Source organism: Pseudomonas ekonensis (genome assembly GCF_019145435.1).
Classification (GTDB): Bacteria; Pseudomonadota; Gammaproteobacteria; order Pseudomonadales; family Pseudomonadaceae; genus Aquipseudomonas; species Aquipseudomonas ekonensis.
In genome coordinates this window covers 452,667-471,110 of record NZ_JAHSTS010000003.1, presented here as the reverse complement: position 1 = coordinate 471,110, position 18,444 = coordinate 452,667, and the positions used below count along the sequence as shown (strand labels likewise).

Sequence of the window (18,444 nt, the reverse complement as noted above, 5' to 3'; positions counted from 1 at the left end):
CAGCGTTTCTCCCCGGTTGAAAAGAATCGACGCTAACAAATCAGTGTGACAGTTCCCGTCTGTCAGCGACCGTGCGCGTCTTTTTTGCGCCAGTTGCATCGCGGATGCGACACGCGCTTATTCCAAAAACGACGGTCGCCCTGCGATTTCGGTATTAATTCATTGCAAATCAAGCTGTTAGGCTTTCCGGTTCGCAGCGGCCCCGGAAGGCTGCTGGCAACGTCTTTTCGGGAGTCCTCATGAATCTGCCGCTGATCCTCAATCTGCTGGTGTTCCTCGCCCTGCTCTTCGGCCTGGCGCAAACCCGCCATACCGCCTGGAGCCTGGCGAAAAAAGTCCTGCTCGCGCTGGTGCTCGGCGTGGGCTTCGGCGTGGCGCTGCACACCGTCTACGGTGCCGGCGACCCGGTGCTCAAAGCCTCGATCGGCTGGTTCGACCTGGTGGGCAACGGTTACGTGCAGTTGCTGCAAATGATCGTGATCCCGCTGGTGTTCGCCTCGATCCTCAGCGCCGTGGCCCGCCTGCACAACGCCTCGTCGCTGGGCAAGATCAGCTTCCTGACCCTCGGCACGCTGCTGTTCACCACCGCGATCGCGGCGCTGATCGGCATCGGCCTGACCAACCTGTTCGGCCTCACCGCCGAAGGCCTGGTGGCCGGCACCCAGGAAATGGCCCGTCTGCAAACCATCCAGACCGACTACGCCGGCAAGGTCGCCGACCTCAACGTGCCGCAGCTGCTGCTGTCGTTCATCCCGCAGAACCCCTTCGCCGACCTTGCGCGGGCCAAGCCGACCTCGATCATCAGCGTGGTGATCTTCGCCGCGTTCCTGGGCATGGCTGCGCTGCAATTGCTCAAGGATGACGCCGACAAAGGCCAGAAAGTGATCAACGCCATCGACACCCTGCAAGCCTGGGTGACGCGCCTGGTGCGCCTGGTGATGAAGCTGACCCCCTACGGCGTGCTGGCGCTGATGACCAAAGTGGTCGCCGGCTCCAACCTGCAGGACATCATCAAGCTGGGCAGCTTCGTGGTCGTGTCGTACCTGGGCCTTGGCCTGATGTTCGTGGTGCACGGCGTGCTGGTGTCGGCGGCCGGGATCAACCCGCTGCGCTTCTTCCGCAAGATCTGGCCGGTGCTGACCTTCGCCTTCACCAGCCGTTCCAGCGCGGCGACCATCCCGCTGAGCATCGAGGCGCAGACCAGCCGCCTGGGCATCCCGCAGTCGGTGGCCAGCTTCGCCGCCTCGTTCGGCGCGACCATCGGCCAGAACGGCTGCGCCGGCCTGTACCCGGCCATGCTGGCGGTGATGGTGGCGCCGACCGTGGGCATCAACCCGCTGGATCCGCTGTGGATCGCCACGCTGGTGGCCATCGTGACCCTGAGTTCGGCCGGTGTGGCGGGCGTGGGCGGCGGCGCGACGTTCGCGGCGCTGATCGTGCTGCCGGCCATGGGCTTGCCGGTGTCATTGGTGGCGTTGCTGATTTCGGTCGAGCCGCTGATCGACATGGGTCGCACGGCGCTGAACGTGAGCGGTTCGATCACCGCTGGCGCGATCACCAGCCAAGTGATGCAGCAGACCGACAAGGCGCTGCTGGAGGCCGATGTGCATGCGGAGCTAGCGAGCTAGCTGCAAGCTGCAAGCTGCAAGCTGCAAGCTGCAAGCTGCAAGCTGCAAGCTGCAAGCTGCAAGCTGCAAGCTGCAAGCTGCAAGAAGAGCGTTCCGGCTTTTACTTGCGGCTTGCAGCTCGAAGCTTGTAGCTATCTTTTCTCCCAGACTTCGAAGTTGTAGGCCGGCTTGTCGCCTTCAGCCGGATTCGGCACGTTCGATACCAGTTTCCACTGGTTCAGATCGAACTCCGGAAACCACGCATCCCCTACCGGGCTCAGTGCCACGCGAGTCAGATACAAACGATCCGCCTGCGCCAGCCCCTGCGCATACAACTGCGCCCCGCCGATCAGCATCAGCTCACCGACGCCCTGCTCTTTCGCCCACGCTTCGGCACGCGAAACGGCGGCCTCCAGCGACGGATAGACCTCTGCGCCTTCCAGCGCCAGGCCGGCCTGGCGGCTGACCACGATGTTCAGGCGCCCCGGCAGCGGACGGCCGAGGGAGTCCCAGGTCTTGCGGCCCATGATGATCGGCTTGCCGAGCGTCGTGGCCTTGAAGTATTTGAAGTCCCCCGGCAGGTGCCAGGGCATGCTGTTGTCGATGCCGATCACACGGTTTTCGCCGAGGGCTGCGATCAGGCTCAGGGGGAGTGATTTAGTCATGCCGGCGAGGATACCAGAGCCCCGCTTGCCCCGATAAGCGCCGCAGCGGTTATGCTCACCCTTCAATCAAGCAACGGGACGCCGCGTGACTGAACTGACTCCACTGCAAAACCTCTGGCTGACCGAAGCCGTGCGCCTGCGCGAAGAACACGCAGGTCCCTTGGACGACCTGGAAGCCAATCGCCTGGCCCGCGCCGCCGGCGGCGATCTGGCGGGGCGCATCCAGCGCCGGGCGCTGTGGCTGGCCGAACGCGACGGGCTGACCGCCGCGCTCAGGCACTGGCTGCAAGGCGCACGCCTGGCGGTGCTGCTGATGGCGGCGCTGGCCTGCATCACCGGGGCGGGCATGGCGTTTTCCGCGCTGGGCAACGGCCTCGGGCCGGTCAACATCTTCTGGGCCCTGGGCACGCTGCTCGGGCTGAACCTGATTCTGCTGCTGAGCTGGGCGGTCGGCCTGGTGTTCGCCGGGGAGCACGGCGCGGCGCTGGGCCGCCTGTGGCTGTGGCTCAGCGAGAAACTCGCCCGGGACGCCAAGGCCGCCCAGCTGCCGCCGGCGCTGATGCTGCTCCTGCAACGGCACAGGCTCAACCGCTGGGCCATCGGCACGCTGGTCAACGGGCTCTGGCTGCTGATCATGCTCAGCGCCCTGATTATGCTGGTGCTGCTGATGGCGACCCGGCAATACGACTTCATCTGGGAAAGCACCCTCTTGGGCGCCGACTTCTTCGCGGCGCTGACCGATGCCCTGACCGCCGTTCCCCATGCCCTGGGCTGGAGCGCGCCGCGGGTCGACATGATCCGCGTCGGCCTGGACAGCGACTACAACCGGGCGCTGGTGCGCCAGGCCTGGGCCATCTGGCTGGTCGGGGCGGTGCTGATCTACGGCGTGCTGCCGCGGCTGATCCTGATGCTGCTGTGCCGCTGGCGCTGGAACCGCGGACGCGCCCGCCTGCACCTGGACCTGAACCTGCCCGGCTACGCCCAGCTGCGTGAACGCCTGATGCCCAGCAGCGAACGCTTAGGGATCAACGACGCGGCGCCGGAGCACCTGCACCGGGTGGAAAGCGCCGTCGGCGCAGAGGTCAGCGAAGGGGCGCTGCTGGTGGCGATCGAGCTGGACGAGCAGCGCCCATGGCCGCCGGCACTGCCCAAAGGCGTCAGCGACGCCGGCATCCTCGACAGCCGCGAGTCCCGGCACCGCCTGCTCGAACAGCTGACCCGCTTCCCGCCCGCACGCCTGGCCATCGCCTGCGATCCCCGGCGCTCGCCGGACCGCGGCAGCCTGGCGCTGGTCGCCGAGCTGGCGCGCAACGCCGCCGCCACCCGCGTCTGGCTGTTGCAGGCGCCTCAAGGGCAGGCGCTGGACGCCGAACGCCTCGGCGATTGGCACGTGGCGCTGCAACGGCTGGAGCTGCCGTTCGCCGATTGCGCCCCGATGGGCTGGCTGGAGAACGGTCATGACTGAAGCCTGGAAAGTGCCGCTGAAACTGGCGGTGGTCGGCCACACCAACGTCGGCAAGACTTCGCTGCTGCGCACCCTGACCCGCGACGTCGGCTTCGGCGAAGTCTCGCACCGCCCCAGCACCACCCGGCATGTCGAGGGCGCGCGGCTGTCGGTGGAGGGCGAGCCGCTGCTCGATCTCTACGACACGCCGGGCCTGGAAGACGCCATCGCCCTGCTGGATTTTCTCGAGCGGCTGGAGCGCCCCGGCGAACGCCTCGACGGCCCGGCGCGGCTGGCGCGGTTCCTCGACGGCAGCGAAGCGCGCCAACGTTTCGAGCAAGAGGCCAAGGTGCTGCGGCAACTGCTCGCCTCCGACGCCGGGCTGTATGTGATCGACGCCCGGGAGCCGGTGCTGGCCAAGTACCGGGACGAGCTGGAAGTGCTGGCCGGCTGCGGCAAGCCACTGCTGCCGGTGCTGAATTTCGTCCGCAGCGCCGACCACCGCGAACCGCAGTGGCGCGAGGCGCTGGCGCGTCTTGGCCTGCATGCGCTGGTGCGCTTCGACAGCGTCGCCCCGCCGGAGGACGGCGAGCGGCGGCTGTACGAAAGCCTGGCGCTGCTGCTGGAGAATGCCCGGCCGCAACTGGAACGCCTGATCGCCGACCAGCAGGCCCAACGCCTCGCCCGCCAACAGGGCGCCGTGCGCCTGATCGCCGAGCTGCTGATCGACTGCGCCGCGTGCCGGCGCAGCGTGGCCAGCGAGGCAGCGCAGGAGCGACAGGCCATGGAAGACCTGCGCAAAGCGGTGCGCCAACGCGAGCAACGCTGCGTCGAATCCCTGCTCAAGCTCTACGCCTTCCGCCCCCAGGACGCGGCCGCCAGCGACCTGCCGTTGCTGGACGGACGTTGGGGCGATGACCTGTTCAACCCCGAGACCCTCAAGCAACTCGGCGTACGGGTCGGCGGCGGAATCGCCGCCGGCGCCGCTGCCGGGGCCGGGGTCGATCTGCTGGTGGGCGGCATCACCCTCGGTGCCGCCGCGCTGGCCGGTGCGATCGCCGGCGGTGCGCTGCAGACCGCCCGCGGTTATGGCAACCGCCTGCTGGGCAAACTCAGGGGCCAGCGTGAGCTGACCGTCGACGACAACGTGCTGCGCCTGCTGGCGTTGCGGCAACGGCAGTTGCTGCAAGCCCTGAACGCACGCGGGCATGCGGCGCTGGACAGCATTCAGGTGACCGATCCGCACGACACGGCCTGGCGCGAAGGCAAGCTGCCGGAAGCGTTGGGCAAGGCTCGCGGCCATCCGCAGTGGTCATCGCTCAACCCAAAGGCAAGCCTCAGTCAGGCTGCGCGTCAGGAGCAGATCGAGTCCCTGGCATCGCAGCTGCTGTGACCGGGCGATTCAGCGCCAGTTGAATTTGAGGAATGCCCTGGCCAATTGCAGCACCAGGGCCTGATCCACCCGGTCGACCTGACCGTCACGATTGACGTCGCCCTGCACGCTGCCGTCGAGCCTGCCGTCGTTGTCCGCGTCGAACGCCACACTCCAGGCGCCCCGCATGCAGTCCGAGGCCAGCCCTTGGCCTTCGTGCCATTGCAGCCGCACCACGTTCGGCGTGCCGTCGCGATGGAAATCCTCGGCAAACAGCTTGATGAAACGCGTCCACGTCGCTCCGCGATTGAACCAATGGAGCTTGAGGCAGGCGTTGGCGAAGCTTTCCAGCAAGCGTTGGTCGACGTTGTTCTCCCGGCCGTTGCCGGTGACGTCGCCCATCTTGTAATCGACGCGGCCATCGGCGTCGAAGTCCAGGGCGAAGGCCTTGTCGATCACCTGATCCTCGCCCGGTTTGCCGACCTGCTCGCAGAACTGCAGCAGAACCGAATCCGCCCGCCCGTTGCCGGTTCGATCCTGGACGGTGACTTTCAAATAGCGCATTGGGCATTCCTTGCCTGGTCAAAAAAACACACGCTACGCCTTCCTGGCCGCCGGTTCTGTCGCCGCGGATCGCTCCTGTGCGTCAGGGAATTCGTTATGGCTCGTGGGCCTTGTTGACTTGCTCCAGCACCCTTTGCGCCTTCTCCTTGAGCAGCGCCAGATCCATCACCGGCACGTTCATTTCCTTGGCCCGCTCGTCCCAGTGGCGCATGCGCAGGCTCACCCCGCACAGTGGATCCCGCTCGAACGCATCCGCCTCGGCGTCGGTCATCACCCCGCCCTGATAGGCCAACGTGCGCCGGCTGGCCTCGCTCAGGCGCTCGTCGTAACCCGGCTCGCGCAACGTCAGGTAACGCTTGGCCTGCACGTGGTACTCCACCAGCCGCGCCAGCCGCTCGCCGAAGCCGGCACGACGCAGGTACTGCGCCCCCAGGTGCTCGTGGCTGACCACGCCGTAACCGCCCATGTTCGCCGCGCCTTCGGCACACAGGTGGCCGATGTCATGGAAGAACGCCGCCAGCACGACCTCATCGTCGAAGCCTTCGGCCATGGCCAACTGCGCCGCCTGGGACATGTGCTCGATCTGCGACACCGGTTCGCCGATGTAGTCGCTGGCGCCGAAACGCTCATATAGCCCGAACACCCGGTCGATGACTTGCTCGTGACTCGACATCAGTTCTCTCCGAAAAGCTGTGCGACATTGCGCTCGGCCATGGCCGGGCCGACGCTCATGCCCACCCCGGTGTGCATCAGCGCCACGCCTAGCCCCGGCGCCGGCCGCAGGAACGAAGACGGCCCCGGCCCGCGGGAGCCGTAGACACCTTGCCAACGCTCGACCACCTGCACCTTGCAGCCAAGGGTGTGCTCGGCCAGGCCGATCATCCAGTCGTCCACCTGTTCGGCGTTGAACGGCGACGGATCCCTACCGTAATGGTGCGAATCGCCGATGATCAGCTCGCCATGGGGCGTGGGGCTGATCAGCAGGTGAATGCCGTTGTCGTGCAGGTGTGGCGTCTCGCGCAGGATCTGCGCCTGCACTGCCGCCGCTTCCGGCAGGTCGGCGAAGGCGCCGTAGTGCACGCAGCTGAGGCCGGTGAGCAGCGCGTGCTGCAGGTCGAGGCTGGCCTGCGGCCGGGCGCGCAGCATCTGCAGGCGGCAGACCTGCGGGTCGAGGGCGGCGATGGGCTCGGCCAGCAAGGTCTGATAGTCGTGGCCGGAGCAGACGATGATCTGCCCGGCCGTGAACGTTCCGGCGGTGCTGTGCAGGCGCCCCGGTTCGACGTCGCGCACCAGGGTCGAGAAATGGAACTCGACGCCCAGCTCGCGGCGCAGCCAGTCGATCAGCGCCGGGATCGCTTCGCGCGAGTACAGCTGCTGGTCGTCCAGGCCGTGCAGCGCGGCGCGGTGACGGCTGAACCGGCCGCCGTACAGATCACGCAGTGCGGCGCCGCGCAGCAGCTCCACGCGATAGCCGTGCTCGACGGCGCGGCCGGCGCAAAAGGCTTCCAGCAACTGTTCTTCCGCCTCGGTGCGGGCGAACAGGTACGAGCCGTTGCGCTTGAGTTGCAGGCCGGCGAGCTGCGCCCACTGGCCCCAGATCTCGCGGCTGGCCTTGGCCAGCTCCAGCATCGGCCCCGGCGGCTGGCCGGTGACCAGCGCCTGGCCGAAGTTGCGCACCGACGCGCCGAGTGGCGTGGCGGTGCGCTCGAAAACCGTGACCTTGAGGCCGCGCCGGGCGGCGGCATAGGCGTGGGACAGGCCCAGGATGCCGGCGCCGACGATCAGCAAGTCTTTGTGTTGTGTCATCTAGAGGTGCTCTGAAAGAGAGACCGCCATCGCTGCAAGTCGATTCGTCGAACCGCAGCTCCCAAAGGTTTGGTGGTGTCCACACAATGTGTGTTCCACACCGGCCAATGTGGGAGCTGGCTTGCCAGCGATGGGGCCCTGTCAGTCGATGAAGGTCTTACTTGGCGGCGACTTTCTCGGACTTGCCGTCATAGCGCTTGCGCCATTCGGTCAGGATCTCGTCGCGGTTTTTCGAAGCCCAGGCGAAGTCGTTCTTGATCAGGCGCTGCTCGTAGTCCGCCGGCAGTTCGGTCTGCGGCTTGGCGATGCCCGGCTGGGCGAGCACGGCGAAGTTTTCCTTGTACAGCTCCATGGCCGCCGGGCTTGCGGAGAAGTCGGCGAGCTTTTTGGCCGCCTCTTCGTGGGCGGTGCCCTTGATCACGGCGGTGGCTTCGATCTCCCAGCCCAGGCCTTCCTTCGGCAGGATGATGTCAAGCGGCGCGCCCTGACGCTTCAGTTGAACGGCCGGGTACTCGAAGGAAATGCCGATCGGGAATTCACCCGCCGCCGCCAGCTTGCACGGCTTGGAGCCGGAATGGACGTACTGGCCGATGTTCTGGTGCAGGCCGTCCATGTAGGCCCAGCCCTGCTTCTCGCCGAAGGTCTGCAGCCAGGCGCTGACGTCGAGGAAACCGGTGCCGGACGAGGCCGGGTTCGGCATCACGATCTTGCCTTTGTACTCAGGTTTGGTCAGGTCCTGCCAGCTCACCGGTTTGCTCAGGCCCTGCTTTTCGGCCTCGACGGTGTTGAAGCAGATGGTTGCCGCCCACACGTCCATGCCCACCCAGGCCGGCGGGTTGGCGGCGTCGCGGTAGTTGCCGCCGATCTTGCCCAGGTCTTTCGGCGCATAGCTTTGCAGCATGCCCTGCTGGTCGAGGATCGCCAGGCTGGACGCCGCCAGGCCCCAGACCGCGTCGGCCTGCGGACGCTCCTTCTCGGCCAGGAGCTTGGCGGTGATGATCCCGGTGGAGTCGCGCACCCACTTGATCTCGACGTCCGGGTTGGCCTTCTCGAAGGCTTCCTTGTAGGTCTTCAGCTGTTCGGCTTCGAGGGCGGTGTACACCGTCAACTCGGTTTTCGCCGCGAAGGCATTCAGGCTGAAAGCGGCGAGCGCGGCGGCGGCCAGGGCCATAGGCTTGAACATGATCTTTTCCTGTCTTGAGTTGAGGGGATGGGACGACAATCAATGGCCGGGCGCGGTCTGCCGCCAGGCCTGGGAACGGCGCAGCAAGCCGCGCGAAGCCCACGCCAGCAGCAAGGACACGCCTGCCGAGGTGAACAGAATCAGGGTCGACATCGCCGCTGCGCCGCCGACGTTGCCGGCGTCGTCCATGTTCAGCACCGCCACCGCCGCGAGGATGGTGTCGGGGCTGTAGAGGAAGATCGCGGCGGACACGGTGGTCATCGCCGAAACGAACAGGTAGCGCACGATGTCCAGCAGCGCCGGCAGGCAGATCGGCACGGTCACCCGCAGGTAATGGCGGTACAGCGGCGCCTTCAGCGACAGTGCGGCGGCTTCGAATTCGGCGTCGAGCTGGCGCAGCGCGGTGGTGGCGGTCATCTGCGCAGTGGTCAAATAGTGCGCAATGGTGCAGACGATCAGCAGGGTCATGGTTCCGTACAACACGTGCAGCGGGTTGCCGGTCAGGTTGAAGAAGAAGACGTAACCCAGACCGAGCACCAGCCCCGGCACCGCCATCGGCACGAAACTGAGCATCCGCAGCGTCAGATTCAGCCCGCGCTGGCTGCGGGTCTTTTCCATCAGGTAGGCGCCGGTGAAGATCAGCACACTGCCGATCAACGCCGTGCCCAGCGCCATCTTCAAACTGTTGCCGTAGGCCAGCCAGCCACCGCCGGCGGTCTCGTCGAACTGGTAGTGGTTGAGCGACAGCGACAGGTTGTACGGCCAGAACTTCACCAGCGACGAGAACACGGCCATGCCGAACACCAGCAGCAACGCTGCGCTGATCAGCAGGACCACGCTGAGATAAAAGGCATCGCGCTTCTTCGACGGTGCCGGTTTGAACACCTGGGCGCGACCGTTCATGGCGTCGCCATGACGGCGACGCAGCCACGCATCGACACCAAAACTGAACAGCGCCGGCAGCAGCAGAACCATGCCGATCAACGCGCCGCGACCGAATTGCTGCTGGCCGACCACCGCTTTGTAGGCTTCCAGCGCCAGCACCTGATAGTCGCCACCCACCACCACCGGCACACCGAAATCGGTGATGGTCAGGGTGAACACCAGACAGAACGCGGCGAACACGGCCTGACGGGTCGCGGGCCAGGTGATGCTGCGAAAGGCCTTCGCAGGACTGGCACCCATGCTCGACGCAGCGTCGAACAGACGCGCATCCGCCAACGACAGTGCTGACAGCAAGATCATCAAAGCGTGTGGGAAGGTGTAGATCACCTCACCCAGAACAATCCCCCAGAAACCATAGATGTTGTCCGACAGCAGCCCGCGCAACAGGCCCTGATTGCCGAACAGATAGACCAGGGCAATCCCCGGCAGCATCGATGGCGCCATCAGCGGCAGCAACGAAATCCCGCGCCAGATGCCTTTGCCGGGAATCAACGTGCGCTGCAAGGCGTAGGCAAACAGGTAGGCCAGCGGTACGACGATGGCCGCGACGCTGAGGGAAACCTTCAGGCTATTGCCGAGCAGCCAATGGAAATTGTCGCTGCTCACCAGCTCCTTCGCGGCGAGCCAGCCACCGCCCTGCCCGGCTTCGCTGCTGTAGCCGCGCCAGAAGATCGCCAGCAACGGCAGCAACACCGCAATACCGAGCAGCACCAGCAGCAGGAGCTTGCCGCCGAGCACGAAGACCCGGTCGCCGATCTCGGCCCCGGACACCTGCCGCGCCTGCTTGTGCGGCAGCGGCAGCGCCATGTTTGCGCCCATCAGGCAAACACCTGCAGGCTGCGCGGCGGCAGGGCCACCATGATCTGCTGCGCGCCCAGGCGCGGCATGGCTTCCGGGGCCAGTTCGGCGAGCAGCGCGTGGCCGGGCAACTGGTCGAGCTCGAAGCTCATGCGGCAGCGGTTGCCGAGGAACGTGATCTCACGCACCTTGGCCGGGAACAGGTTTTCCTCGTGCACCAGCGGATTGACGCTGATCGCTTCCGGACGGCAGAACAGGCGGCCGGAAGGGCTGTGGACGCTGCCGTCGGCCAGGCGCAGGTTCATCCCGCCGACCCGCGCATGGCTGTCGCTGCTGCGCTGGAACGGCAGCCAGTTGCCCTGGCCGACGAATTCGGCGACGAACGGCGTGGCCGGACGGTCGTAGATCTCCTGGGGCGTGGCGTACTGCTCGACCTTGCCGTTGTGCATCACGGCGATGCGGTCGGCCATCAGCATGGCTTCGTCCTGGTTGTGGGTGACCATCAGGGTGGTGATGCCGAGGTTGCGCTGCAGTTGGCGCAGTTCGGTGCACAGGTGCTCGCGCACCCGGGCGTCGAGGGCCGACATCGGCTCGTCGAGCAGCAGCAGCGACGGCGACGGCGCCAGGGCCCGGGCCAGGGCGACCCGTTGCTGCTGACCGCCGGACAGTTGGCCGGGGTACTTTTTCTCGCTGCCGACCAGGCCCACCAGTTCCAGCATCTGACCGACCCGGCGGCGCACTTCGTCGCGGCCGCTGCCGGCCAGGCCGTAGGCGATGTTCGCTTCGACGGTCAGGTTGGGGAACAAGGCGTAGGACTGGAACAGAATGCCGTAGTCCCGGGCCTGGGGCGCCAGGTGGGACACGTCGCGCTCGCCGAGGTACAGCTCGCCGCTGTCCTGCTTCTCCAGGCCGGCGATGCAGCGCAGCAAGGTGGTCTTGCCGCAGCCCGACGGGCCGAGCAGGCACACCAGCTCGCCGGCGGCCACGTCGAGGGAGACGTTGTCCAGCGCCGTGAACGCGCCGAAGCGCTTTTGCACGTTGCGCACTTTCATCGGTGCGCCGGGAGTGGTCAGGACGGTTGCAGGGTTCATGGGCAGGCCTCATCGAGCAGATGAGGGCCATCCTAGGGTTGTAATGCGTCCGTCATATGGCAGTCGGGCAAAAACGGCCGATAGTGGTATTCATGGATTTGGGTTCAGGACTTCAGATCATGTGTTGTTTGATCTGTCCCCATCGCTGGCAAGCCGGCTCCCACAGGGAGCTTCAGTGGATACCTATTTTGTGAGCACCAAGGACAACTGCGGGAGCTGCGGTGCGACGACTCGACTTGCCAGCGATGAGGCCGGCACAGGCACCGAAAAGTCTCAGGCTGGGGACATTTCCTGCGCCAGGCCGAGGAAAGCCGCCGGCAACCGGGCGCCTTTGCGCTCTTTGAGGCAGTAGAGGTATTCGGGGATCTGCGGCGCGTTCTCCAGGGTCAGCACCCGCAGCTGCGGATCGTGGGGCACTTCCTGGCGGGCGATGATGCTGATGCCGATGTTGCGCAGCACCGCCTCGCGGATCGATTCGCGGCTGCCGATCTCCAGCAGCGGGCCGAAGCCCACGCCGGCGCCGGCCAGCAGTTCTTCGGTCAGGCGGCGGGTGGTGGAGCCGGACTCGCGCATCAGCAGGGTATGCCCGGCCAGCGCGCTCAGCGCCACATGGTCATGCGCCGCCAGCGGATGGTTGCGGTGCACCGCCAGCACCAGCGGGTCGCTGCCGAGCACCCGGCGGATCAGCCGGGCATCCTCCAGCAACTGCGACGAGGCCGCGACGTCCACCCGGTAGTCCTCCAGCGCTTCGAGCACTTGCTGGGAGTTGCCGATCTCCATCGACACCTCCACCTGGGGCAGCCGCTCGCGGAACGCCTTCACCAGGTCGAGGATGTAGTACGGCGCGGTGGCGGCGATGCGCAACGTACCCTGCACCTGGCCGCTGTTGCGCAGGAAGAACTCGATGTCCGCCTCCTGCTGCAACAGCGCCTTGACCATCGGCAGCAGCCGCGCGCCTTCGTCGCTGACGGTGAGGCGGCGGCCGCCGCGGTAGAACAGCTCCACCGAATACTGGCTCTCCAGGTGGCGGATCTGGGTGGTCACGGTCGGTTGGCTCAGGCCCAGCTTCTTTGCCGCCAGCGTGATGCTGCCCAACCGGGCCACCATGTAAAACGCCTTCAGCTCGGCACTCAGCACAACCGCCCCTCTCTCTTACTTGCGCAGCAGGCGCAAACCGTTGAACACCACCAGCAGGCTGACGCCCATGTCGGCGAACACCGCCATCCACATGGTGGCGACCCCGGCGAAGGTTACCCCAAGAAAGATCGCTTTGATCACCAGCGCCAACGCGATGTTCTGCTTGAGGATAGCCGCCGTGTGGCGCGACAGGCTGATGAACGCCGGAATCTTGCGCAGATCGTCGTCCATCAGGGCGACATCGGCGGTTTCGATGGCGGTGTCGGTGCCGGCCGCCGCCATGGCGAAGCCGATCTCGGCCCGGGCCAGCGCCGGGGCGTCGTTGATGCCGTCGCCGACCATGCCGACCCGGTGGCCTTGGGCATACAGGCCTTCGATGGCTTGCAGCTTGTCGGTGGGCAACAGGTCGCCCTTGGCCTGGTCGATGCCGACCTGCGCCGCGATCGCCTGGGCGGTGTGGACGTTGTCGCCGGTGAGCATCAGGGTCTTCACGCCCAGATCGTGCAATTGGCGAATGGCTTCGCGGCTGGTGTCCTTGACCGTGTCGGCCACGGCGAACAGCGCCAGCGGGCCCGAGCGGTCGAGCAGCAGCACCACGGACTTGCCCTGTTTCTCCAGCGCGAACAGTTTTTCTTCCAGCTGCGGCGAGCACAGCCCCAGCTCTTCCACCAGACGGTGGTTGCCCAGGTGGTAGGTCTGGCCGTCCACTTCGCCCTTCACCCCGCGACCGGTCAGCGCGGTGAAGTTATCCACAACCGGCAGGGTCAGGTTCTTATCCACAGCGGCATTGGCGATGGCCAGCGACACCGGGTGGTCGGAACGCCCGGCCAGGGCGGCGGCGATGGCCGGGGCCAGGGCTTCGGCGGTCGGGTCGAGGGCCAGGTAGTCGGTCTGCACCGGTTTGCCGTGGGTGATGGTGCCGGTCTTGTCCAGCGCCACATAGTCGAGCTTGAAACCGCCCTCCAGGTACACGCCGCCCTTGACCAGGATGCCCTTGCGCGCCGCCGCGGCCAGGCCGCTGACGATGGTCACCGGGGTGGAGATCACCAGGGCGCACGGGCATGCCACCACCAGCAGCACCAGTGCGCGGTAGATCCAGTCGAACCATGCCGCGCCCATGAACAGCGGCGGGATCACCGCCACGGCCAGCGCGAGGATGAACACCGCCGGGGTGTAGACCTTCGAGAACCGGTCGACGAAGCGCTGGGTCGGCGCCCGCGCGCCCTGGGCCTGCTCGACGGCGTTGATGATCCGCGCCAGGGTCGAATGGTTCGCCGCCGCGGTCACGGTGTACTCAAGGGAACCGGCCTGGTTGATGGTGCCGGCGAACACCTTGTCGCCAACGGTTTTCTCCACCGGCAGGCTTTCCCCGGTGATCGGCGCCTGGTCGATGGTCGAGCGGCCGCTCACGACTTCACCGTCGAGGGCGATGCGCTCGCCGGGCTTGACCCGCACCCGGGCACCGAGATCGATGCCTTTGACCTCGCGTTCGACCCAGTTGCCGTCAGCCTGCAATACAGTGGCTTGCTCCGGCGTCATCTGCATCAGGCCGCTGATGGCGTTGCGCGCCCGGTCCAGCGAACGGGCCTCGATCAGCTCGGCCACGGTGAACAGGAACATCACCATCGCCGCTTCCGGCCATTGGCCGATCAGCACGGCGCCGGTCACGGCGATGCTCATCAGGGCGTTGATGTTGAGGTTGCGGTTCTTCAGGGCGATCCAGCCCTTTTTGTAGGTGCCAAGGCCACCGCTGAGGATCGACACCAGCGCGACGATCGCCACCACCCAGGTCGGCGCGGCGTTGGTGAAATGGATGACCTCCGCCGCCAGCGCACCGACTCCGGACAGCGCCAGCGGCCACCAGTGCTTCTTCGCCGGTGCCGGGGCTGGCGTCTCGACGCCGGCCTCCAGCGGTTCGGCCTGCATGCCCAGGGACTTGATCGCCTCAGTGATCGGCGCGGTGTCCGCCAGCGTATGGGTCACGCCGAGCACGCGGTTGATCAGGTTGAATTCCAGTTGCTGAATGCCGGCCAGTTTGCCGAGCTTGTTCTGGATCAGGGTCTGCTCGGTCGGGCAGTCCATCGCCTCGATGCGGAAGCTGCTCAACCGGGCGTCGGCGCTCGGCGCCTCGCTCAGCCGGATCAGTGCCGGTGCGGCGGTTTTCGCCGAGCAGCAGGCGTCGCCGCCATGGGCGTGCTTGTGCACAGGCTGCAGTTTCGGGCTGTGGCCATGTTCGTGATCATGCTCGTGGCTGTGATCGTGCTCGCCAGGTTTGTGGCTGTGGGTGTGCAGGGAATCGCTCATCGGTCGCGTCCATGAAGGTGCCTGTTGCCAAGTAAAGACCCTGTAGCCACTATAGGGTCAAGCACCCTTTTGGAGATTGCCGTCATGAAGATCGGAGAACTGGCAAAACTCACCGACTGCGCCGTGGAGACCATCCGCTACTACGAGCGCGAAAACCTGCTGCCGGAACCGGCCCGCAGCGACGGCAACTACCGGGTCTACACCCAGGCCCACGCCGAACGGCTGACCTTCATCCGCAACTGCCGCACCCTGGACATGACCCTCGAAGAGATCCGCGCATTGCTCACCCTGCGCGACAGTCCGCAGGACCAGTGCGAGAGCGTGAACGCCCTGATCGACGAACACATCCAGCACGTCAAGGCGCGGATCGACGGCTTGCTGGCCTTGCAGGCGCAACTGCTCGACCTGCGCCAGCGTTGTGGCGAGGGGCCGGAAGCGGATCAGTGCGGGATCCTGCAACGGCTGGAAGTGAGCGGCGGGGTTACGGCGACGGAAGTCGAGCATTCCCACGTGGGCCGGAGCCACGGCCATTAAGAACACCCCAAAACAAATGTGGGAGCGAACCCGCCGGCGAAAGCGTTGCGTCAGCCGATCCATCCTTGGCTGACACACCGTCATCGCGAGCAGGCTCGCTCCCACATTGTCTTGCAGTGACCGCCGCCCCAGCATCCAACCGAACGCCCTGTGGGAGCCAGCCTGCTGGCGATGGCGTCAGCCCAGGCTCTGCGGAGCCGGGCTTCAGACCGCCATCGGCGCGGTCATCGGCGCATGGTGCTCGTAGCCTTCCAGGGAGAAGTCACCAGGCTCCACCAATTCCAGCCACTCCGGCTGGTACACGCCGGTCTTGGCGAATTCCGGCACGCGGTCGGAGATCTTCAGTTTCGGCATGGCGAACGGCTCGCGCTTGAGCTGTTCGTTGAGCATGTCCAGGTGGTTCTCATAGACGTGCGCATCGCCGATGAAATAGGTGAACCAGCGCGGCGTGTAGCCGGTCAGGCGGCCGATCAGGCTCAGCAGCGCGGCGCCTTCGGTGAGGTTGAACGGCGTGCCCAGGCCCAGGTCGTTGGAGCGGATGTAGAGCGTCAGGGAGATTTCCCGGGTCTCGACGTTCGGGTGGAACTGGTACAGCAGGTGGCACGGCGGCAGGGCCATCTCGTCGAGCTGGGCGCAGTTCCAGCCGTGGAACAGGATGCGCCGGCTGCCCGGATCCTTGATGATCGTGTCGACGCACTGGCGCACCTGGTCGATGGCCTTGTACAGCACCACGTAGGCCTGGCCGTCCTCTTCGCCCTCGGCGATCTGCCGGTAGCCCTGGCTCAGGGTCTGTTCGATGGCGGCGGCGTTGCTCAGCGGGATCTGCTTGTACGCCGGCCACTTGCGCCACTGCACGCCGTAGATCTCGCCCAGGTCGTCTTCGCCCTGACGGAACGGGTTGGCCAGCCACTGGGCGTTTTCGTTGGCGTTCTGGTCCCAGACCTTGCAGCCCAGCGCCCGGAACTCGGCGGCGTTGTTCACCCCGCGCAGAAAACCGCACATCTCGCCGATGGCCGACTTGAAGGCCATCTTGCGGGTGGTGATCGCCGGAAAGCCTTCCTGCAGGTCGAAGCGCAGCATGGCGCCCGGAAAGCTGATGGTGTTCACGCCGGTGCGGTTGGCCTGCTTGGTGCCGTTGTTGATGACGTGGGACACCAGATCAAGATATTGCTTCATGGGTTACCTGTTTCCTTTGAGCCCCGGCGTCCGGCGCCGGGGTCCGTATGTTAAGCCGTCGGAGCGACCGGCGCCGCCGGCGCGCGACGGTAGGCCAGCCAGATCAGGAACAGCCCGCCGACGATCATCGGCACGCACAGCACCTGGCCCATGGTCAGCCAGTTCCAGGCCAAGTAGCCCAACTGCGCGTCCGGCACGCGGACGAACTCGACGATGAACCGGAAGATCCCGTAGAACAGCGCGAACATGCCCGAAACGGCCATGGTCGGACGCGGCTTGCGCGAGAACAGCCAGAGGATCAGGAACAGCGCCACGCCTTCGAGGGCGAACTGGTAAAGCTGCGACGGGTGGCGCGGCAGCTGCGCCGGATCGCTGAACGGCGGGAAGATCATCGCCCACGGCACGTCGGTCGGCTTGCCCCACAGCTCGGCGTTGATGAAGTTGCCGATGCGCCCGGCCCCCAGGCCGATCGGCACCATCGGCGCGACGAAGTCCATCAGCTGGAAGAACGACTTGTTGTTGCGCTTGCCGAACCACAGCGCCGCCAGCATCACGCCGATGAAGCCGCCGTGGAACGACATGCCGCCCTTCCACACCTCGAAGATCAGCGTCGGGTTGGCCAGGTAGGCGCTCAGGTCATAGAACAGCACGTAGCCCAGGCGCCCGCCGACGATCACGCCCATGGACAGCCAGAACACCAGGTCGGAGAGCTTCTCCTTCGTCCAGGTCGGGTCGAAACGGTTGAGCCGGCGCGACGCCAGCAGCCACGCGCCGCCGATGCCGATCAGGTACATCAGGCCGTACCAGTGGATTTTCAACGGACCGATGGCAACCGCCACCGGGTCGATCTGCGGGTAAGGCAGCATTGCGACTCCTCGTTAGAGTTCAGGTCTTCAACATTCCCGGGGGACGCTGCCACCTCAGGATTAAGTCAGGATTGCGCCGGCTCACAACAGAAAGTTCAGGCCCACGCAGAACAGCAAAGCGGCGAACAGGCGTTTGAGCAACTTCGGCGACAGCTTGTGGGCCAGGCGCGCGCCGAGGCGGGCGAAGACCATGCTGGTCAGGGCGATCCCCAACAGCGCCGGCAGGTACACGAAACCGAGACTATGGGCCGGCAACAGCGGATCGTGCCAGCCCAGAATCATGAAACTTATCGCACTGGCCACCGCGATCGGCAAACCGCAGGCCGACGACGTCGCCACCGCCTGCTGCATCGGCACGCTGCGCCAGGTCAGGAACGGCACGGTCAGCGAGCCGCCGCCGATGCCGAAGATCGCCGAGGCCCAGCCGATCACGCTGCCGGCCACGGTCAGGCCGAGCTTGCCCGGCACCGTCCGGCTGGCCTTGGGCTTGGCCTCCAGGGCCAGTTGCGCGGCGATCACCAGGGCGAACACGCCGATGATCTTTTGCAGGTGAGGGCCCGAGATCGCTTCGGCGGTCAGTGCGCCCAGCCCGGCGCCGACCAGGATGCCGACCGTCATCCAGACGAAGATCGGCCAGCGCACCGCGCCCCGGCGATGGTGTTCGCGCACGGCGTTGACCGAGGTGAAGATGATCGTCGCCAGCGACGTGCCCACCGCCAGGTGGGTCAGGATCGACGGGTCGAAGCCTTGCAAGGTGAAACTGAACACCAGCACCGGGACGATGATGATCCCGCCGCCGACCCCGAACAGCCCAGCCAGTACGCCTGCGCAGGCGCCCAACGCCAGATAGAGCAGAAATTCCATGACCGCCTCCCCCGACGCGTCCCCAAAACCGGAGCGGCATGGTAACGGATGCATGGCCTCAGGCTCCACTTGCGATGGATGCGCGGGC

Annotated in this window: 16 protein-coding genes; 4 read left to right on the top strand and 12 right to left on the bottom strand. The window is 66.1% G+C overall.

The features are described 5' to 3' along the window. The first annotated feature begins 239 nt into the window (after positions 1-239). Positions 240-1,628, top strand: a complete 1,389-nt coding sequence (locus tag KVG96_RS26125; protein ID WP_217894596.1) for an L-cystine transporter — start codon at positions 240-242, stop codon at positions 1,626-1,628. Between the two features lie 131 nt (positions 1,629-1,759). Here KVG96_RS26125 and KVG96_RS26120 read toward each other — a convergent pair whose 3' ends face one another. Next, on the bottom strand, positions 1,760-2,272 hold the full coding sequence (locus KVG96_RS26120) for a dihydrofolate reductase (RefSeq protein ID WP_217894595.1): 513 nt from the start codon (positions 2,270-2,272) through the stop codon (positions 1,760-1,762). Between the two features lie 85 nt (positions 2,273-2,357). On the opposite strand from KVG96_RS26120, the gene KVG96_RS26115 reads away from it, so the two are divergent. Further along, positions 2,358-3,737, top strand: coding sequence for a DUF2868 domain-containing protein (locus KVG96_RS26115; protein ID WP_217894594.1), 1,380 nt, complete (start codon positions 2,358-2,360; stop codon positions 3,735-3,737). After that, entirely contained in the window at positions 3,730-5,109 is a 1,380-nt protein-coding gene (locus KVG96_RS26110; protein ID WP_217894593.1) for a GTPase/DUF3482 domain-containing protein, read from the top strand. The genes KVG96_RS26115 and KVG96_RS26110 overlap by 8 nt, the downstream gene beginning before the upstream one ends. 9 nt (positions 5,110-5,118) lie before the next feature. Here KVG96_RS26110 and KVG96_RS26105 read toward each other — a convergent pair whose 3' ends face one another. The 8 genes from KVG96_RS26105 to KVG96_RS26070 form a co-directional block, all read right to left on the bottom strand. After that, positions 5,119-5,652 carry a hypothetical protein gene (locus tag KVG96_RS26105; RefSeq protein WP_217894592.1) on the bottom strand — a complete coding sequence of 178 codons (534 nt, stop codon included), beginning with the start codon at positions 5,650-5,652 and terminating at the stop codon, positions 5,119-5,121. A 94-nt stretch (positions 5,653-5,746) separates the two neighbouring features. Beyond that, a complete protein-coding gene (locus KVG96_RS26100; protein WP_217894591.1) occupies positions 5,747-6,325 on the bottom strand; it encodes a phosphonate degradation HD-domain oxygenase in 579 nt (192 codons plus the stop codon). After that, positions 6,325-7,458, bottom strand: a complete 1,134-nt coding sequence (locus tag KVG96_RS26095) for a TIGR03364 family FAD-dependent oxidoreductase (protein ID WP_217894590.1) — start codon at positions 7,456-7,458, stop codon at positions 6,325-6,327. The genes KVG96_RS26100 and KVG96_RS26095 overlap by 1 nt, the downstream gene beginning before the upstream one ends. Before the next feature lie 157 nt (positions 7,459-7,615). After that, positions 7,616-8,641, bottom strand: a complete 1,026-nt coding sequence (locus KVG96_RS26090; RefSeq protein ID WP_217894589.1) for a putative 2-aminoethylphosphonate ABC transporter substrate-binding protein — start codon at positions 8,639-8,641, stop codon at positions 7,616-7,618. 39 nt (positions 8,642-8,680) lie between these two features. After that, positions 8,681-10,405 (bottom strand): putative 2-aminoethylphosphonate ABC transporter permease subunit, encoded by a 1,725-nt coding sequence (locus KVG96_RS26085; RefSeq protein WP_217894588.1) that lies wholly within the window; start codon positions 10,403-10,405, stop codon positions 8,681-8,683. Further along, positions 10,405-11,475 carry a putative 2-aminoethylphosphonate ABC transporter ATP-binding protein gene (locus KVG96_RS26080; RefSeq protein WP_217894587.1) on the bottom strand — a complete coding sequence of 357 codons (1,071 nt, stop codon included), beginning with the start codon at positions 11,473-11,475 and terminating at the stop codon, positions 10,405-10,407. Before KVG96_RS26080 ends, KVG96_RS26085 begins: the two co-directional genes overlap by 1 nt. Positions 11,476-11,748: 273 nt before the next feature. Continuing rightward, positions 11,749-12,612 (bottom strand): LysR family transcriptional regulator, encoded by an 864-nt coding sequence (locus KVG96_RS26075; RefSeq protein WP_217894586.1) that lies wholly within the window; start codon positions 12,610-12,612, stop codon positions 11,749-11,751. Between the two features lie 15 nt (positions 12,613-12,627). Beyond that, positions 12,628-14,916 (bottom strand): heavy metal translocating P-type ATPase, encoded by a 2,289-nt coding sequence (locus KVG96_RS26070; protein WP_217894585.1) that lies wholly within the window; start codon positions 14,914-14,916, stop codon positions 12,628-12,630. An 84-nt stretch (positions 14,917-15,000) separates the two neighbouring features. On the opposite strand from KVG96_RS26070, the gene cadR reads away from it, so the two are divergent. Then, positions 15,001-15,450 carry a Cd(II)/Pb(II)-responsive transcriptional regulator gene (gene cadR / locus KVG96_RS26065; RefSeq protein ID WP_085580945.1) on the top strand — a complete coding sequence of 150 codons (450 nt, stop codon included), beginning with the start codon at positions 15,001-15,003 and terminating at the stop codon, positions 15,448-15,450. Between the two features lie 204 nt (positions 15,451-15,654). Here cadR and KVG96_RS26060 read toward each other — a convergent pair whose 3' ends face one another. The 3 genes from KVG96_RS26060 to KVG96_RS26050 form a co-directional block, all read right to left on the bottom strand. Continuing rightward, entirely contained in the window at positions 15,655-16,626 is a 972-nt protein-coding gene (locus tag KVG96_RS26060; protein ID WP_217894584.1) for a thymidylate synthase, read from the bottom strand. Positions 16,627-16,676: 50 nt separating this feature from the next. Continuing rightward, on the bottom strand, positions 16,677-17,492 hold the full coding sequence (gene lgt, locus KVG96_RS26055) for a prolipoprotein diacylglyceryl transferase (RefSeq protein ID WP_085580949.1): 816 nt from the start codon (positions 17,490-17,492) through the stop codon (positions 16,677-16,679). An 81-nt stretch (positions 17,493-17,573) separates the two neighbouring features. Continuing rightward, a complete protein-coding gene (locus KVG96_RS26050) occupies positions 17,574-18,356 on the bottom strand; it encodes a sulfite exporter TauE/SafE family protein (protein WP_085580951.1) in 783 nt (260 codons plus the stop codon). Positions 18,357-18,444 lie beyond the last annotated feature (88 nt).

Excerpts from the sequence above, each read along its gene's own strand:
- KVG96_RS26125 (WP_217894596.1), top strand. The coding sequence starts at position 240 with ATGAATCTGCCGCTGATCCTCAATCTGCTGGTGTTCCTCGCCCTGCTC.
- KVG96_RS26120 (WP_217894595.1), bottom strand. The coding sequence starts at position 2,272 with ATGACTAAATCACTCCCCCTGAGCCTGATCGCAGCCCTCGGCGAAAAC.
- KVG96_RS26110 (WP_217894593.1), top strand. The coding sequence starts at position 3,730 with ATGACTGAAGCCTGGAAAGTGCCGCTGAAACTGGCGGTGGTCGGCCAC.
- KVG96_RS26105 (WP_217894592.1), bottom strand. The coding sequence starts at position 5,652 with ATGCGCTATTTGAAAGTCACCGTCCAGGATCGAACCGGCAACGGGCGG.
- KVG96_RS26100 (WP_217894591.1), bottom strand. The coding sequence starts at position 6,325 with ATGTCGAGTCACGAGCAAGTCATCGACCGGGTGTTCGGGCTATATGAG.
- KVG96_RS26095 (WP_217894590.1), bottom strand. The coding sequence starts at position 7,458 with ATGACACAACACAAAGACTTGCTGATCGTCGGCGCCGGCATCCTGGGC.
- KVG96_RS26090 (WP_217894589.1), bottom strand. The coding sequence starts at position 8,641 with ATGTTCAAGCCTATGGCCCTGGCCGCCGCCGCGCTCGCCGCTTTCAGC.
- KVG96_RS26085 (WP_217894588.1), bottom strand. The coding sequence starts at position 10,405 with ATGGGCGCAAACATGGCGCTGCCGCTGCCGCACAAGCAGGCGCGGCAG.
- KVG96_RS26080 (WP_217894587.1), bottom strand. The coding sequence starts at position 11,475 with ATGAACCCTGCAACCGTCCTGACCACTCCCGGCGCACCGATGAAAGTG.
- KVG96_RS26070 (WP_217894585.1), bottom strand. The coding sequence starts at position 14,916 with ATGAGCGATTCCCTGCACACCCACAGCCACAAACCTGGCGAGCACGAT.
- cadR (WP_085580945.1), top strand. The coding sequence starts at position 15,001 with ATGAAGATCGGAGAACTGGCAAAACTCACCGACTGCGCCGTGGAGACC.
- KVG96_RS26060 (WP_217894584.1), bottom strand. The coding sequence starts at position 16,626 with ATGAAGCAATATCTTGATCTGGTGTCCCACGTCATCAACAACGGCACC.
- lgt (WP_085580949.1), bottom strand. The coding sequence starts at position 17,492 with ATGCTGCCTTACCCGCAGATCGACCCGGTGGCGGTTGCCATCGGTCCG.
- KVG96_RS26050 (WP_085580951.1), bottom strand. The coding sequence starts at position 18,356 with ATGGAATTTCTGCTCTATCTGGCGTTGGGCGCCTGCGCAGGCGTACTG.